The organism is Erwinia sp. BNK-24-b, from assembly GCF_047456155.1.
Taxonomy (GTDB): domain Bacteria; phylum Pseudomonadota; class Gammaproteobacteria; order Enterobacterales; family Enterobacteriaceae; genus Erwinia; species Erwinia phyllosphaerae.
In genome coordinates, this window is record NZ_CP179901.1 from 1,671,376 (window position 1) to 1,687,947 (window position 16,572).

Consider the following 16,572-nt stretch of genomic DNA (forward strand, 5'->3'; position numbering starts at 1 on the left):
ATGGAAATCCCCGATGTCGCCGTTTTTTATTAACCGACCCATCTTTGCATGGGTCATTGCCCTGTTTATTGTTCTGGCAGGCTTGATTGCCATCCCTCAACTTCCCGTTGCCCAGTATCCGTCAGTGGCACCACCCAGCGTCAGCGTCAGCGTGACCTATCCGGGCGCTACGCCAGAGACGATGAACGAGTCCGTGATCTCACTGCTGGAGCGCGAAATTTCCGGCGTGGATAACATGCTCTATTTCGAATCCTCCAGCGACACCTCGGGCACGGCGAGTATTACCATTACCTTCCGGCCCGGAACCGATATCAAACTGGCCCAGGTGGATGTACAGAATAAACTTAAGGTTGTGGAAGCCCGCCTGCCGCAAACGGTTCGGCAAAACGGCATCCAGGTAGAGGCGGCTAACTCAGGATTCCTGATGATTGTCGGCCTGCGATCGCCCTCCGGTGCCTGGACCGACCAGGATCTGAGCGACTATTTTGCGCGTAACGTTTCGGATGAGCTGCAGCGCGTGCCCGGCGTCGGGAAAGTGCAGTTCTTTGGCGCTGAAAAAGCGATGCGGGTTTGGTTAGATCCCAATAAGCTGTTTACCTATAATTTGTCCGCTTCCGACGTTATCACCGCCTTAACGCAGCAAAACGCCCAGGTTTCGCCGGGACGCGTCGGCGATGAGCCTGCCCGGCCAGGCCAGAAGGTTACCTATCAGCTAAACGTTCAGGGACAGCTTTCTTCCATTGAGGAATTTCGTAACATCACCCTTAAGGCGCAGCCCGACGGTTCTCGCGTGCGGCTGGGCGACGTGGCCCGCATTGAGCACGGCCTGCAAAACTACTCTTTTGCCATTCGTGAAAACGGCAAGCCCGCTACGGCTGCGGCCATCCAGCTGACGCCCGGCGCTAACGCGGTCAGCACGGCGGAAGGGGTGCGGGCGCGACTCGATGAACTCTCTACGGCGCTGCCGGAAGGCATGGCGTTCTCCGTGCCTTTTGATACCGCGCCCTTTGTGAAGCTGTCGATTGAGAAAGTCATCCACACGTTCATTGAAGCGATGGTGCTGGTTTTTCTGGTAATGCTGCTGTTTTTACAAAAGCTGCGCTACACCTTTATTCCAGCCATCGTGGCCCCCGTGGCGCTGCTTGGCACCTTCACTATTATGCTGCTGAGCGGCTTTTCTATTAACGTGCTGACCATGTTCGGCATGGTGCTGGCGATTGGTATTATCGTGGACGATGCCATCGTGGTAGTGGAAAACGTTGAGCGCCTGATGGCAGAGCAAGGGATGTCGCCAAAGGAGGCAACGCGCGAGGCGATGCGCGAGATCACGCCAGCCATCATTGGCATCACGCTGGTGCTGACGGCGGTATTTATCCCGATGGGGTTCGCCAGCGGGTCAGTTGGCGTGATTTACCGCCAGTTTACGCTCTCTATGGCCGTCTCTATTCTCTTTTCGGCCTTCCTCGCCTTAACGCTGACGCCGGCTTTATGCGCTTCTTTGCTGCATCCCGTTACCACGCGCGGTAAGGACAGAAAAGGCTTTTTCGGCTGGTTTAACCGGCGTTTTAATCGGCTGGCAAACGGCTATCGTTCGGGGCTGCGGTTTAGCTTAAAGCGCAGCGGCAGAATGATGATCCTGTACGCCCTGTTATGCGGCATCGTTTTTATGGCTTACCGCACGTTACCTTCTTCCTTTTTGCCTGATGAAGATCAGGGATATTTTATGACGGCTATTCAGCTGCCGTCAGAGGCTACCCAGGAGCGAACCCGCAAGGTGGCCGAACATCTGGAATCTGTCGTGGGTAAGCGGGCCGGGATAAACGGCAATATTACCGTCTTTGGCTACGGTTTTTCCGGCTCTAGCCCGAATACGGCGCTGGCGTTTACCACCCTGAAAGACTGGGGCCAGCGCAACGGGGCGACGGCGGAAGGCGAGGCGGCGTTTGTACAGCAGGAGATGGATACGCAGCCTGATGCGATGGCAATGAGCCTGCTGCCGCCAGCGATTGCCGATATGGGCACTTCCTCCGGTTTTACCTTCTATCTGGAAGACCGGGGCGGAAAAGGCTATGCCGCGTTACTGCAGGCAGCCACAAAGTTAACGGAGCTGGCCGCAGGCAGCAGCATAGTCAGCGGCGTTTACACCGACGGATTGCCCGAAGGCGTCAGCGCCAGGCTGAATATCGATCGGGAAAAAGCGCAGGCGATGGGGGTGTCATTTGATGAGATTAACCAGACCTTATCGGTGGCGACCGGCTCTTACTACGTCAATGATTATGTCGACGACGGCCGCGTGCAGCAGGTAATTGTGCAGGCGGATGCGCCATACCGCATGCAGCTTCAGGATCTGCTTAAGCTCTACGTGCGCAACAGTAAGGAGGAGATGGTGCCGCTCTCTGCATTTATCACCACCAGCTGGACGCAGCTTCCGCAGCAGCTCAATCGCTATCAGGGCTATCCGGCGATAAAGATTAGCGGCAGCACGGCGCCGGGCTACTCCAGCGGGGCGGCAATGGCAGAGATGGAACGGCTTGCCGCCACCTTACCCAAAGGTTTTATGGCGGAGTGGAGCGGAACTTCACTTCAGGAGAAGAACTCGGCGGCGCAGATGCCGATGCTGCTGACTTTATCGGTGCTGGTGGTCTTTATGGTGTTGGCCGCCCTGTATGAAAGCTGGTCGGTGCCGTTTTCGGTGTTGCTGGTAGTGCCGCTTGGCCTGGCTGGCGCGCTGGCGGCGGTTTACCTTGCGGGCATGCCAAACGACGTCTTTTTCAAAGTCGGCATGATTATGCTGATCGGGCTTTCAGCGAAAAACGCCATTCTTATCGTCGAGTTTGCCCGGCAGCTGCATGCGCAGGGGGCGACGGTTTTCGAGGCCACCATCGAGGCGGCAAGCCTGCGCCTGCGGCCGATTATTATGACCTCGCTGGCCTTCACGCTGGGGGTAGTGCCGCTGATGCTGGCAACGGGAGCCAGCGAGCGTACCCAGCATGCCATCGGCACCGGCGTCTTTGGCGGGATGATCAGCGGCACGCTGCTGGCGATTTACTTCGTCCCCGTTTTCTTTATCAGCGTTTGCGCCGTGGTGGCGAAATGCTCTTCGGTGATTAAAAAAGGGGCGTAATAAGGGCGGTAAGCCTGTGTTTCTGACCGGCTTACCGCCACTTTTGGGCTATGCCAGCGCCACCGCGTCTTCACCAGCAGGAATGCGCAAAGGGGCAGCGGGATCGGTCGCCGCACGCCATATCGCAGCGGTAACATCATCTGCCGTAGTGACGGGCTGCGGTTGCCGCATCTGCTGCATTATCCCTTCCATCATCGGCTGATAAGCCTCCAGCAGCGTGTTTTCAATACGCGGCATCGCATTTTTAGCGAAGTCGGTTGCAGGGGCCATGCCCGGTAAAACCAGACGCACGTTAATGTTAAAAGGTTCTAATTCCAGCGCCAGCGACTCAGTAAAAGCATTTACCGCTGCCTTACTGCCTGTATAGACTGCCAGCAGCGGCAGGGGCTTAAGAGTCACTGATGAGGTGACGTTAATTATCGTCCCGCTGCGCTTCGCCCGGAAGAGCGGCAACACCGCCTGCGTCAGCGCAATAGTGCCTAGCGTATTAGTCTCAAACACGTCACGCACCGTCGACATCGGGGTGCCTTCCAGAGAGGTCAGCACGCCAATGCCTGCGTTATTCACCAGCACGTCGATATCGCCCGCTTCGGCAATGGCCTTACGGATGCTTTCGGCATTGCTGACATCCAGCGCCAGCAGACGTAAATGTTCTGAAGCCGGGAACAGGTCGGGGTCTGGCGTGCGCATGGTCGCAATGACTTTCCAGCCGCGTTGCAGAAAATAGCGCGCCGTGGCGTGACCAAAGCCGGAGGAACAGCCGGTAATCAGGATCGTTTTCATCTTTTATTCCTGCATTGTCATGGGTGAACACTCACTATAGAGTCTGCGCTCTGGACGCCCTACAATGCAGAGTCCGGTTTTCATTCGCAGGAGTCCAGAATGATCGATCCTCTCGCTGAAATGGTGTCGCTGCTGCAACCGCAGGCGGCTTTCTCCAAACGCGCCTGCGCCAATGGCCGCTGGCGCGTGCACCGCAGTGAAACCGGCGAGCCGTTCTACTGCCTGGTACTTGAAGGCCGTATATGGCTGAATATGAAAGGCTATGAGCCGGTAGCGCTTGAGCAAGGGGATTTTGTCCTGATACCCGCAGCGTGGGAGTTTTTTATGACCAGCTATGAACCACCGGACGCCGCTGCTCCTGACATGCTGCCTGAGATGCTAAGCCCGGGTGAATTCTGGATAGGCGACAAACAGCGGCCCGCCGAGACGCAAACGCTGATTGGCTATTGCCGGTTCAGTTCTCCCGACGCTGGCCTGATTGTTTCTCTGTTACCGCAGTTTATTCATATTCGCGGTGAATCACGGCTTACCACCCTGGTTCAGTTAGCAATGGATGAATGCCGTGCTCAGCGTCCGGCAAGACAGGTAATAATTGAAAAGTTGCAGGAGCTGTTGCTGATTGAAGCGCTGCGATCGCTGCCGCCAGGCCCTACCAGCCCCGGTATCATGCAGGGGCTGGCCGACGATCGTCTGGCGTGGGCCATCCGGGAGATCCACGCCAGGCCCGGCCATTCATGGACAGTTGCCCAGCTGGCAAAAGCTGCCGCGCTTTCACGTTCGGCCTTCTTTGTGCGTTTTCGTGATGCGGTGGGCGTTTCGCCTATGGTTTATCTGCTTACCTGGCGCATGGCGCTGGCGAAAAATCTGCTGCTCAGCAAAAAAATCTCCATCGCCGACGTCGCCGAACAGGTGGGCTATCGCTCGGCCAGCGCTTTTAGCGTCGCTTTTACCCGCTATGCGGGGCAGACTCCCGTAAGTTTTGCGGCGGGTTAGGGGAGAGGCGAGCGGAGGCCATATTTCAACATTTGTTATCAAGACTGGACTTTACGGCCTCTAACATCCTTTTTCGGATCAGGCCGCTGCCCGCGCCGCCGCCAGCCAGTAAACCGCCATTTTCAGATGCGAGGCTCTGTCCGGACAGTGGATAAAGGTTTCTGTCAGTAGTTCATATTTATTTTCAGCAAGCGGCTTAACCTGATAGCGCAGTAACAGCTTTGCGCCGCCTGGTCTGGCTGGGAGCTGATAAGCACTGGCATCAGGCACCGTTTCCAGCCCAAAATCCGCCCGCCAGAACTGTCCCCTTAAGCCATAACAAAGCTCGGATGCCGAGCGTGTTAAAAGCGTAAAGCTCTGTAATCCAAAGCTGTTAAGCGTCTCACGTGACCTGCTGCTTTGAAGTTTTTGCGGAAGTTGTCGCACTGACATTAAAGCATGAAGGACAACCTCTTTCTGGATATCGAATCCTGCTACCAGCGAAAGGATTTTTTCAGGGAATAGGGTGGTAATGACGGCCCGATGTTTCTCATGGAACTGAAATTGAGGCAGTAACGAAGGAACATCCTGCCATTCAGTCAGCGCTTTTCTGGTGACGAATCCCGGGTTTAGCATGGTGATTTCCTTTTATCCACAGAGTCCTTCTGGGGTTACTGATGCCCCGGCCTTTACGCTATCCGTAAAAATTATCCAAAAATTTCACGAAACTATCAGCGATTTATATTGAGGAAAGTGACAGGCTGGCAACAACTACTTCTGCACGATGAAAGCGCTATTTCAGCATTACGATGGAAGTCCTTGAACAGAATGAACGTGCCTGTAATTTCTACAACAAGCAAGGTATGCGGTACATTAAAGACATCATTTTTAAAACTGCTTCACAGCAGAGCATACTCAAAATCATGGGAATGCCTTTACGGGACGTCTGATTATGCATCTTGATGAAATTCCAACTTGTTTTTTACAGCACGAAAGATTTTACCTTACTGCACCTGCTATGAGCCGCACGGAAGAAATGCAATATAAGCTGAACGCATTCACTGCGCTTCATCATGCATTTTTGCTCTGGTCACCCGGCTTTCATTCTTTTGCTTCCGTTCAAAAAAACATGGCCACTGCCGTAGATAATTTTTCAAATGATAATGAAGAATATAAATTTTTAATTATTGATCGTGAGACTGACGAGCTGATCGGCTGTATAAGCTTGTTCATTCGCAACCCGACTATCCCTTTCTATGAAATTGGCTACTGGCTTGCCACAAATGCGATGGGCAAAGGAATAATGAGTGCTGCATGTCAAATGGTCACAAACATAGCTTCAGAATTTTTCCGCGCAAAAAGAATTGAAATTCGTACGGCCAGGCGTAACGTGCGGAGTCAGGCTGTTGCGTTGAAATGCGGCTTCAGGCTTGAAGCTATATTGGCTAATGAGCGACTGGACAGCGCGGGGAAGATTGATGATACCTTTGTCTACACCTGTAGCAGCTAACAGTATCATTCAAGAACTTTTATCATGCATTTAGCGCTTTCGCTGTGTAGTGGTGTGGTTGACAGTTCTGACCTTGAATCTTCACAGGCAATGCTAAGGATTACGACATGGCCACTTTTTATCAATTTACCGCCGTTAGTCTTCATGGCCAGCTCATCTCTATGGCTGATTATGCGGGCAAGCTGGTTATTGTGGTTAATACCGCCAGCCATTGTGGATTTACGCGGCAATACGCAGGGCTGGAAGCGCTCTACAAGAAGTATGCTGCCCGGGGGCTGGTGGTGCTTGGTTTTCCCTGCAACCAGTTCGGTAAGCAGGAGCCCGGCGGCTCTGAAGAAATCGCGCAGACCTGCCATATCAATTACGGTGTAAGCTTCCCGATGTTTGAAAAAATTGAGGTTAACGGCGCTGCTACGCACCCGATGTTTCGTTATCTGAAAGACGAATTGCCTGGCGTGCTGGGTGGACGAATCAAATGGAACTTCACTAAGTTTCTGATTGGACGCGATGGTAAACCGCTCAGGCGTTTTGCACCGTTTACTACCCCGGAGAAGATGGAAACCGTCATTCTTGCAGCACTTGAAGCCTGAGTTAATGCGAAGAGTCTACTTTTAAAGAGCCTTCGGCAGGCTGTTTATATCCTTGGGAGATGAATGTCCGCTTTTCACTCGTTGTGGGCGGTTTACTCCTTTTTGCCAAAGGCGGGCGTGCATGGGATACCTCTGCAAAAACGGGTGTACCCATAGATTTCGTATTCAGGCGTCCCTGATTCGGGGATGCGGCAGTGCTGCATCAAAGTGGAGAAGAGTAATGGAAATAGCAGATAAAGTTTTTATAGTGACAGGCGCGTCGTCAGGAATTGGCCTGGCAACAGCTACGGCGCTAACAGAGCGAGGTGCAAAAGTTGCACTCGTCGCACGTAGTACCGATGTATTGCAGACGTTAGCTGGCACTTTGAATGGCAGCCTGGCGGTAAATGCCGACATGACCGATATCGCCTCGGTGCGTTCAGCCATTCAGCAAATCCACGATCACTATGGTCGTATCGATGGCCTGATAAATAACGCTGGCCGCAGCTATGCAACCTCTGTTGAGGAAATAGATCCAGAGCTTTTCGATGAGATTTTCCACCTCAACGTCCTTGGGCCCATTGTGGCGATGCAGTCAGTCATTCCTGTTATGCGAGCGCAAGGAGTGGGGGCTATTGTCAACGTCAACTCGGGCACCGCCTTTATGACGATACCGGGCTACAGCGTGTATTCTGCATCGAAGCGGGCATTACTCGGATTTAGCATGACCGCACGGCTGGAATTGCAAAAAGATGGCATTGTCGTATCTGAGGTATACCCATACATCACGGCAACTAACTTTGGAAAAGCACGTATGGGTAGCCATGAAGATAAGGGGGGTGGTCCAGCCTCCGACTATGCGAACGGGGACACGCCAGAGTTTGTGGCCGGCCTGATCCTGAAAGCCATTGAGGAAGGGCAGGCACAGTACTTTGCAAACGATAAGCTTAAAAAACTGGCGGGTCAGTAAGTTAGCGATGGTTCTGTCATCATCACTGCTACAAACGCCGACATATCCTCTGATTGCATTCTGACAATATTAAATTCAATGCACGCCCGCAGCCGCGGGCTTTTTTACTATGTCTGCAATTCGCTCTGCAAAGAAACAAGTAACCAGAGTTGCCTAGTTAATTTTACGTGTAAACTGCTGCTCAGTGATAGGACTGCCCCACTGAACGCCTTCCCACTCTTTTGACAATTCAAACCCGAATGTTTCGTAAAGTCTTCTGGCCGCCGTAAGTTTATTGAATGTCCACAGCTGAACCGCAGAAAAGCTTTGTTCATCGCAAAAGTTCACTGCTTCCGCGATTAGCTTTTTGCCCAGGCCGCTGCCACGGCAACCATCGTCAAGGATGAACCAGCGTAGATGCGCTTCATTATTTCCCAGGTCTTGACCGTCGATTGCGACAGAACCGACTATGCGCTCGTTTATCATTGCCAGCCAAATCTGATTACATGGCTTATCAATACGGGCAACAAAGTCCACAAGCCCCGCTGCTACCTTCCCTTCAAAAAAAGAGCCAAAGTCATGCTCTCTTGCATAATAACTACCGTGCATTTCAGTAATACGGCCAATCATACCTGCGTGATAGCCCGTAACGATTTTAATGCTGCCACGCTCATTGATATCGGTGTTATCACGACAAGCTTGCAGGGCCCGTGCATAGGAAGAAAGACCCTGAGAAACAGCATCTTGTTTAAACGGATCCAGCTTTTTCAATGCAGCTATGACACGCTCGTCGCCGTATCTGTTTATAGCGGCCACGGTCTGTTGACCCTTTTCGGTCAGACTTAACAGTTTAGTTCTCATGTCTTCAGGGGAGACGCTTTCTTTCAGTTCTCCGGCCTCAACAAGCTTTGCCAGCATGCGACTGACGCTGGACTTTTCAAGCCCCAGAATATGTACCAGCTGAGCCGCTGTAATTGAACCTTTTGTTTCGACTTCCAGTAAGGTATGGACGGCAGAGGGAGGATAATCAGTCGCCGCAAGAGTATTGTTCATAAAACCCAGCTCCCGCACCATTAAACGAGAAGCTAAGCGTATCTCTTTGATAATTTTTGATTCTGCACTCATTCCTGTAACCTCTTGCGCTATAGTTGTATGATACAACCATATGCGACCAGATGTTGTCAATTAATTACTGATGTCCGCTTTCGTATAACAGCCTGTAAATCAGTCGTAGGGTTTTTTTTGCCGTTCGCCACAAGAACCAGGACGGGTGGTTCGGAACATATCCGTGCAGTGGCGGCATTTATTGACTCTGCCGGCGAGCGCAGTAGGAGCGTCTCCTCAGCAATGCCGGAACGCCAGAGGAGGCCTCGGAATATTGATGTTTGCTATGTGCCAGAAGTGGACATAAAAATTGTACGAATACACCACTTCAGGCGAACCTTTCCAGTGCACCTGTCAGATAACTGATGATAACGGTCGAGATTACTTATCCATAATCTATGGGTGTTGCTTGCTACATTCTGATGCACAAGAGTTTAAATCGACTCGAAATTCACCTTAAAGTTAGCCAGTTTATCCTCAGCTTTTCGCTCATAGCAGATAGTGTCTGACCAGTTGTCGCTTTGTGCCAGAAGGGTAAGTAGCTAACAATAGCCCGTGTTGATTCACGGGGAGCAGGGCATATCCGCAGAACTAAACCATATCTCATCTACAAAAAAACGAAAAATCCAGGGGGGAGCCAGCTACTGTTGGGTCATAAAAAACGCGAAAGCACAGTTCGTTACCCTGGTATTGAAGTCGATGATGTCCTTGAGATATCTGAGACGATTGAAGTTTGACTCATAGGGCTGCAACAGCAGACCTGCGCCAGTAGTAGACTAAGCAGTCGCGCAGGCTCATATGTCGTACGCGGATGCAACGCATATTCATATCTCTTAAATTTTTTTATCAGCAGGCTTCAGGGTCCCTTTGCTGTTCACCGCTATGCTTACAGCTCTACTTAATAAAGGAAACCAGCATGAAAAACAACACGCTGCGCGCGCTTGCGCTTTTATACGGATTTACAGTCATTTCTTATGCCAGCGCCGATGACGGTGTACATGCTGTCCACGCCGACTCGGCAGAACGGACGGTGAGCAACGGACAGACTCAGCCGCCGGTAAAATTTGCCACCATATGGGCTGATGGTGAAGGGGCGACGCACGTCGGACACTGCCGCTTTGAAGGCCTACAGTTTAAGAGCTATGCTCCCCCTTCAGCGCCGCAGTGGATTGGCGTTTCGCCTGATGAGGTGGAGAGCATTGCCTACGCCGTGCTTCCCCCAGGCTACGTCGGCAGCTGGCATCATGCACCGGGCCCGCAATGGGTCATTACCCTCTCTGGAAAATGGTCCGTGGAAACCACGGACGGCACCACGCTGGTCCAGGGGCCGGGCGAGGTGCAGTTCAATGCTGACAGCAACTCCCGGCCCCGCAGCGATGATAAAAGGGTGGGGCATGTGTCGCGAACGGTGGGAAGTGAGCCGAACGTGCAGCTGATTATTAAACTTAAGCCGGGTGCGCGCACCACCGGTTCCTGTGCAAACTGAGGAAAAAAATGTGTTGCCGCTTTACTAAAACGCCTTTTGTGTTGGCTCTGATGATGACCGGTTTCTCTACCATGGCGGCAGATGTGCCCGGCATAAAAATCGTTACGGAGGCGCCGCGTTTCGCGAGCTGGTAACCAGTAATGCCCGTCCGGAGCTTATTACTGACAGAGCAGTATGGGCCGAGGGCCCGATATGCACTCCCGAGGGACTGTTTATTTTCAGCGACGTGAGGCAGAACCGGGTCATGAACTGGTCAGATGACTGCGGATTTCGCGTCTGAACATCTCAATTGTCCACCTCCGAAGAATAAACTTATACGATTCAAAGAAAAGCCAGGCTGGCGATCGATTCCATACCGGAGAAGCTCGGCCTCCTTCCGGTTTGTGCCAAAAGCGGACTTTGATACGCGGTTTTGATGCTGGAGATGAGCCTGGCAAGCTTATATTGAGTAAATTTTATGTCAGCTTTGCAATGACTTCGAGAAACATATAGCCTCTCCCCGACCTACGTATGGCCCGTAATTCTCGATGCGTATGTATCCGTTTTTCTTATAAAAATTCACGGCTATTTGGTTAACATGACGGGTTTCAAGCCATAGTTCGTTATATCCCAAACTCTTTGCGGATGCTTCCAGAAAAGTAAGTAAAGCACTACCAATGCCGGGTGAGCTTCGGTCCGAATACATCCTTTTGAGTTCAGCTATGTTTTCTGTTAACGGTCGAATAGCGCCGCATCCTATCGCATTACCCTTGCGGTCCTTTGCCAACGCCCAAAGAGCCCTTTCTTCATCCATTAAGGTAATGGTGAAATTGCTTTTGCCACTATCACCAGTAATAGAAGTGAGCTCTACTGACAGTTTTTCTATTAAATAAAGAGAATCTGGAGAAAGCGGATCTGATTTTTCTACTGTTATCATGCCAGTATCCTTTCAATCATCTTTGTCAGGCTGGAAACAAATGATGATAAAGACATTATCTATCAAGTGATAATGCTAAGAAGATAGTTTGCAGCATACTAGCTTAAACGGATATGGCTTTACGTCCGCTTCTCGCTCTTAGCGGACAGTGCCCGGCCAGCTGTCCGCTATGTGCCAGAAGCAGACATAGGTATTGTAGGCAACTATAAATACCGGTAGGAGATTATGGTAATTCTGACATACAAGGGGCGATGAGATGAGTGAAATCTGCCAGAGCATGGCGGCTTCGCTGCATGGCTGATGCCAGACGACTATTGCTTTTTCTTTGGCAGGTGCATACCCACTGAATAGCGTCTGCGTTAATCAGCGTTGAATCAATCTTTAACTCACTGAAAAATAATTACTCCTTCTCAATACTCAACTTTCCTCCTCTTTCACAAGATGAAACATCTGTGATTCACCTCTTATTTACATCATTTAAACCAATCGTTAACTGGATAAAAACGCGACAGCCTCGTTATAGTAGTTTTGTAAAATAAAACACAGTTGTACACAGTGCAACAAATGCGAGGTGTTCATGGAAATCGTTACCGCACCGCATCTTGCGGTCAGAAACGAGTGGCTTGTGCTACATCGTGAGACGCCACTACAACCCGAGCTGCCCATCATTGATGCGCATCATCATCTCTGGGATCGGCAAACCGGACGCTATCTCACCCATGAGTTCAGCGACGATATCCAGACCTCAGGGCATCGCGTTTTCTCATCTGTCTACGTGCAGTGCCGTTCTATGCTGCGTCTCGAAGGGCCGGAAACGCTGAAACCGCTTGGTGAAATCGAGTTTGCCAGTGGCATAGCCGCGATGTTCGCTAGCGGAAATTATGCAAACGCTCTCGGATGTGAAGCCATCATCGGCGGCCTTAGCTTGCTGGCGGGCGATGCGATGCAGCCTGCCATCGAGAGTGCGCTGGCTTTATCAGGCGGGCGGTTGCGCGGAATGCGTAATCCACTGGCCTGGCATCCGGATCCGCGGGTAACGTCCAGCCCGGTTACGCCACCAGCAGGCCTGGCGCTGAGCGCTCCGTTCCGCCAGGGCGCTGTCTGCCTCGCGAAAAATGGATTGTCGCTTGACGTGTGGGTTTACCACACGCAGCTGGATGAAATTGCCGAGCTGGCGCGGCAAATACCAACGCTACAGATTGTGCTCGATCACTGCGGCGGGCCAGTCGGCGTAGGGCCTTATTCAGAAAGGGATCCTGACATGTTTCAGCAGTGGCGAAGCAGTATGAGAAATCTGGCGGCACTGCCGAACGTATGCGTAAAAATTAGCGGCTTTGGCATGACGGTCAGGGGATTTCACTTCGCAATGGCAGAGACACCACCTGATTCGCGAATGCTGGCACAGGCCTGGCAACCGTGGTTTGAGACGATCGTTTCTCTTTTCGGTGTGAACCGCTGCATGTTCGCCAGTAACTTTCCGGTCGACAAAGGCATGTTCAGCTACGGCGTCTTCTGGAATGCCTGCAAACGCCTGGCGCAACAGGCTTCCCCTGACGAACAGGCGCAGTTGTTCTGGCGCACTGCCGCAACCTGCTACCGGATAGCCTCTGTGGAGAATATCAATGACCAGTAAAAGCGAGTTCAAGCAGCTTACTGCGACTAAAGCGACGACAGACTCTTTGCCTCAGCACGTGGCTGAGAAACGAACGCTGACGCTGGGTGGCCTTGGCTGGGCATTTGAAAGCTACGACTCATTCCTGCTCTCATTACTATTGCCGGTATTAGGGGTAGTGTTTGGCGTGAATAAAAGCGAGCTTGGACTGTTTATCAGCGTCACTGCCGGTGGACAAATCGTCGGCGGGATCCTTTTTGGTTTTATCGCCGATAAAATTGGTCGGGTAAAAACGGCCCTGACCTGTATCGCCATCTATTCACTCTTTTCCGGACTGTTAGCCTTTACGCACGATCAACAGCATTTCGCACTTTTGCGTTTTTGTGGTGCGCTGGGTATGGGCGGAATGTGGACGTCAGGTGCGGCGCTGATTGCTGAAACCTGGCGGCCTGAACGGCGTGCGCGCGGCGGCGCTTTGATGCAAATGGGCTTACCTGTTGGCGCTATTCTGGCTATCAGCCTGACGGCAATCGTGAGTTCGGTTAACGGCGGCCTGGAGCAGGGCGCATGGCGCTATCTGTTTATGATCGGCGCGCTGCCGGTATTCATTATGAGCGTGGTGGCCAGGTTCACGCCGGAATCAGAGGTTTGGCTTGCACGGCAGCAGGGGAAAGCTAAGCACACTCAACCAGCCTCGAAGCTGGGCAAACAAAATCTGAAAGGCCTGCTGCTGGCTTTCGTCTTTATCTTTTTTATTCAGTATCTGTTCTGGGGTGTATTTACCTGGACACCAACCTATCTACGGGAAGTAAAACATCTGGATTTTCTGCACAGCCTGAAATTTGTGCTCGCGCTGCAGGTCGGGGCGATCGCAGGTTTTCTGGTCTTTTCAGTGCTGGCGGATAAATGGGGGCGTCGTCCGATGTTCCTGATTTATCTGTTAACGGGCGCCATAGCTGTTGCGCTTTACCTTGTTACTACTCAACCCCTCATTCTGATGCTGGCGATTTTCATGGCTGGTTTTGGTGTTAACGGTATTTTTGCGGGCTCGGGACCCTTCCTGGCTGAAATCATCGGAGACACGTCATCGCGTGGCTTCCTGATGGGGCTCGCCTACAACGGAGGCCGGCTGGGCGGGTTTATCGCGCCCCTGCTAATCGGCGCCGTGGCCAGCGCTGGCGGTTTCACCGCGGGACTGGCGACTACCGTGGTCGCCTTCCTGGCGGCAATGGTGGTGGTGTGGCTGGCGCCGGAAACCAGAGGCGTCAAGCTGAAGTAAGGTATGACATCTCTACATCGTTTTCCTGATAAACATAATGAAACCCTGCGAGGAAACAATGACCGATCAATTACCGAATAGCGCTATCGACAACGACGCGCTGGAAAAAGAGACCATGCGGCGGGTTATCTGGCGCATCCTGCCTTTCCTGGTCGTAAGCTATCTGGTCTCGATTATTGACCGGGGCAATATAGGTATGGCTGCGCTACAGATGAATGAGGATCTGGGCCTGAGCAAGGCGGCTTTTGGCTTCGCCAGCAGCTTATATTTTGTGGCCTACTTTATATTTGAGGTACCCAGCAACCTGGCGATGCAGAAGGTCGGCGCACGATTGTGGCTCCCGCGGATTATGATCAGTTGGGGAATGGTATCGATGTGTATGGCGCTGGTGCAAAATACAACCTCCCTTTATATCGTGCGTTTTCTGCTGGGAGCGGCGGAAGCGGGCTTTTTCCCGGGCGTGGTGCTCTATCTTACCTGGTGGATCCCTTCGCGTTACCGTGCGCGCATTATTGCCTCTTTTATGGTGGCCATTCCGCTGGCTAACTTTATTGGTTCACCGCTTTCAGGTTTGATCCTGACGCTGGATGGCTGGTTCGGGCTGCGCGGCTGGCATCTGTTATTCATTATTGAGGGGCTGCCTGCGGTGCTGCTGGGGATAGCCGCATTTTTTATCCTGCGGGACCGCCCGCATCAGGCTGGCTGGTTGAACGAGCGGCAGAAAGCGTGGCTGGAAAACACGTTAGATGCCGAGCGCCAACAGCAGAAACAGATCGGCCACATCAGCACTTGGCAGCTGTTGAAGCACCGCCAAATCTGGCTTATGGCGCTGATTTACGCCGGCGCGTCCTCTGCTGGAACCACGCTTAGCGTCTGGTCTCCACAGCTACTAAAGTCATTCCATCTTGATAACCTGACTACCGGGCTGCTTAATGCCATCCCCTATGGCCTGGCCTCGGTGCTGATGATTGTCTGGGGACGGAGCTCGGACCGCACCAATGAACGCCGCTGGCACACGGCTCTCACCCTCTTTATGATTGCGGCTGGCGTGTTCGCTGCGTTCATCAATCTGTCGCTGCCGATTACCATTGTTATTCTCAGTACCATATTAATTGGCGCTTATTCGGCGAAGGGGCCATTCTGGGCGATGGCCTCAGGCTGGATGAGCAGCACATCAGTCGCCGCGGGGCTGGCGGCAATCGGCGCGATAGCCAACCTGATTGGCGGAGTGGTGATGGTGAATGCCTACGGTATTATTAGCGAACAGACAGGAAGCCATACGCTGGCGATGCTACCACTGGCTGGCTTGTGCCTGGCAGGCGGCATTGCGGTGCTGATCATGGGGCGTCATTACTCGCAGCCTGCCGGTCAGGAAAAACCGGTCACCCATTAATAAGCAAAGGCGGGATTTTTCCCGCCTTTTCAACATACGTTATTCTTTTATACCGTAAAATTTTTCGCAGAAGGGTTTACTGGCCCCTAACTTGATCGACAGGCGGTTAGCCGTCTCCCGCATAAGCTGGCTGAGGCCGCTCTCTTTGCGGTCTGCAGTCAGACGCGATGACGGTCCTGTCAGCGCCAGTGCCGCGATGGGGTTATCGTGGACGCCAAAAACCGGCATCGCAAAGGCCGCAGTGTGCGGATCTCGCGCGCCAGAGGTATAGAACGGCAGCGTTTCTTCGTCTTCCGGCAGCGCCTCACCCAGTCCCCAATGACGTAAAACTTTGCTGATAGCGGAACCATCCAGTGGGAATTGACTGCCGGGCAGGTTGCTATGGCGTAATCCCTCTGAAGTTTCGGCGCGGAACAGACACAGGCGTTGGCCGCCCTCTATCACATACCAGCTCGCACTTTCACTGGAGGCCTGAGACAGCGCCTGCAATTCCGGTTGTACAATTCTCGCAAGCTGAAATGATTGCTCAAAAAGTTTGCCGAGATAGAGCAGACGGTGGCCGAGCGTATAGGTGCCATCGTCATGCCGGATAATGTAGTTCATACGCTCAAGCGAATTCATTAAGCGATAAACGGTGGTTTTGTGGTATCCCGAAAGCTGGGCCAGCTCAGTTAACGTCAGGCTGTCATTACCGGGACGGAAGCAATCCAGTAAAGCGAGCGCCTTTTCAACGGCAATTACGCCTTCATTCCCCATCACTTTCTCCTTTTGGCCGAACAAAATTGTACCTGAATTTTGTGATTAACTTCGTGTTTACATCACAAACAAGCTCGCAACTCTGGCGAAAAGAGAAGCAATGCTCGTATAGTTGTTTT

The 16,572-nt window shown here is 52.4% G+C and carries 13 protein-coding genes and 2 pseudogenes; 10 read left to right on the forward strand and 5 right to left on the reverse strand.

The genetic code is table 11. The features are described 5' to 3' along the window. The first annotated feature begins 13 nt into the window (after positions 1-13). Positions 14-3,124, forward strand: a complete 3,111-nt coding sequence (locus ACMGGR_RS07415; protein ID WP_414148541.1) for a multidrug efflux RND transporter permease subunit — start codon at positions 14-16, stop codon at positions 3,122-3,124. A gap of 48 nt (positions 3,125-3,172) precedes the next feature. Here ACMGGR_RS07415 and ACMGGR_RS07420 read toward each other — a convergent pair whose 3' ends face one another. Then, entirely contained in the window at positions 3,173-3,907 is a 735-nt protein-coding gene (locus ACMGGR_RS07420; protein WP_414148542.1) for an SDR family oxidoreductase, read from the reverse strand. 99 nt (positions 3,908-4,006) lie between these two features. On the opposite strand from ACMGGR_RS07420, the gene ACMGGR_RS07425 reads away from it, so the two are divergent. Beyond that, positions 4,007-4,900, forward strand: coding sequence for an AraC family transcriptional regulator (locus tag ACMGGR_RS07425; protein ID WP_414148543.1), 894 nt, complete (start codon positions 4,007-4,009; stop codon positions 4,898-4,900). A 25-nt stretch (positions 4,901-4,925) separates the two neighbouring features. Here the strand turns inward: ACMGGR_RS07425 and ACMGGR_RS07430 are convergent. Then, positions 4,926-5,515, reverse strand: a pseudogene (locus ACMGGR_RS07430) (hypothetical protein). Between the two features lie 316 nt (positions 5,516-5,831). Here ACMGGR_RS07430 and ACMGGR_RS07435 point away from each other — a divergent pair. The 3 genes from ACMGGR_RS07435 (at position 5,832) to ACMGGR_RS07445 (ending at position 7,928) form a co-directional block, all read left to right on the forward strand. Continuing rightward, positions 5,832-6,389 carry a GNAT family N-acetyltransferase gene (locus tag ACMGGR_RS07435; RefSeq protein ID WP_414148544.1) on the forward strand — a complete coding sequence of 186 codons (558 nt, stop codon included), beginning with the start codon at positions 5,832-5,834 and terminating at the stop codon, positions 6,387-6,389. A gap of 107 nt (positions 6,390-6,496) precedes the next feature. After that, positions 6,497-6,979, forward strand: coding sequence for a glutathione peroxidase (locus ACMGGR_RS07440; protein ID WP_414148545.1), 483 nt, complete (start codon positions 6,497-6,499; stop codon positions 6,977-6,979). 220 nt (positions 6,980-7,199) lie between these two features. Next, on the forward strand, positions 7,200-7,928 hold the full coding sequence (locus ACMGGR_RS07445; RefSeq protein ID WP_246757669.1) for an SDR family NAD(P)-dependent oxidoreductase: 729 nt from the start codon (positions 7,200-7,202) through the stop codon (positions 7,926-7,928). A gap of 153 nt (positions 7,929-8,081) precedes the next feature. Here ACMGGR_RS07445 and ACMGGR_RS07450 read toward each other — a convergent pair whose 3' ends face one another. Beyond that, a complete protein-coding gene (locus ACMGGR_RS07450; protein ID WP_414148546.1) occupies positions 8,082-9,032 on the reverse strand; it encodes a GNAT family N-acetyltransferase in 951 nt (316 codons plus the stop codon). Positions 9,033-9,592: 560 nt separating this feature from the next. On the opposite strand from ACMGGR_RS07450, the pseudogene ACMGGR_RS07455 reads away from it, so the two are divergent. Together ACMGGR_RS07455 and ACMGGR_RS07460 are read left to right on the forward strand one after the other, a co-directional pair. Then, a pseudogene (locus ACMGGR_RS07455) lies at positions 9,593-9,748 on the forward strand (integrase); the annotation flags it as partial. 179 nt (positions 9,749-9,927) lie between these two features. After that, on the forward strand, positions 9,928-10,497 hold the full coding sequence (locus ACMGGR_RS07460) for a hypothetical protein (protein ID WP_414148547.1): 570 nt from the start codon (positions 9,928-9,930) through the stop codon (positions 10,495-10,497). Positions 10,498-10,957: 460 nt separating this feature from the next. Here ACMGGR_RS07460 and ACMGGR_RS07465 read toward each other — a convergent pair whose 3' ends face one another. Continuing rightward, positions 10,958-11,413 (reverse strand): GNAT family N-acetyltransferase, encoded by a 456-nt coding sequence (locus ACMGGR_RS07465; RefSeq protein WP_414148548.1) that lies wholly within the window; start codon positions 11,411-11,413, stop codon positions 10,958-10,960. 577 nt (positions 11,414-11,990) lie between these two features. On the opposite strand from ACMGGR_RS07465, the gene ACMGGR_RS07470 reads away from it, so the two are divergent. The 3 genes from ACMGGR_RS07470 to ACMGGR_RS07480 are packed head-to-tail and all read left to right on the forward strand — an operon-like array spanning position 11,991 to position 15,697. After that, entirely contained in the window at positions 11,991-13,046 is a 1,056-nt protein-coding gene (locus ACMGGR_RS07470; RefSeq protein ID WP_246757664.1) for an amidohydrolase family protein, read from the forward strand. Beyond that, positions 13,036-14,304, forward strand: a complete 1,269-nt coding sequence (locus ACMGGR_RS07475) for an MFS transporter (protein WP_414148549.1) — start codon at positions 13,036-13,038, stop codon at positions 14,302-14,304. The genes ACMGGR_RS07470 and ACMGGR_RS07475 overlap by 11 nt, the downstream gene beginning before the upstream one ends. Before the next feature lie 58 nt (positions 14,305-14,362). Next, positions 14,363-15,697: an MFS transporter gene (locus ACMGGR_RS07480; protein WP_246757662.1), complete on the forward strand. Its 1,335-nt coding sequence runs from the start codon at positions 14,363-14,365 to the stop codon at positions 15,695-15,697. Positions 15,698-15,736: 39 nt separating this feature from the next. On the opposite strand, the gene ACMGGR_RS07485 is transcribed toward ACMGGR_RS07480, so the two are convergent. Continuing rightward, complete coding sequence (locus tag ACMGGR_RS07485; protein ID WP_414148550.1) at positions 15,737-16,453, reverse strand: IclR family transcriptional regulator; 717 nt, start codon at positions 16,451-16,453, stop codon at positions 15,737-15,739. Positions 16,454-16,572: the final 119 nt, after the last annotated feature.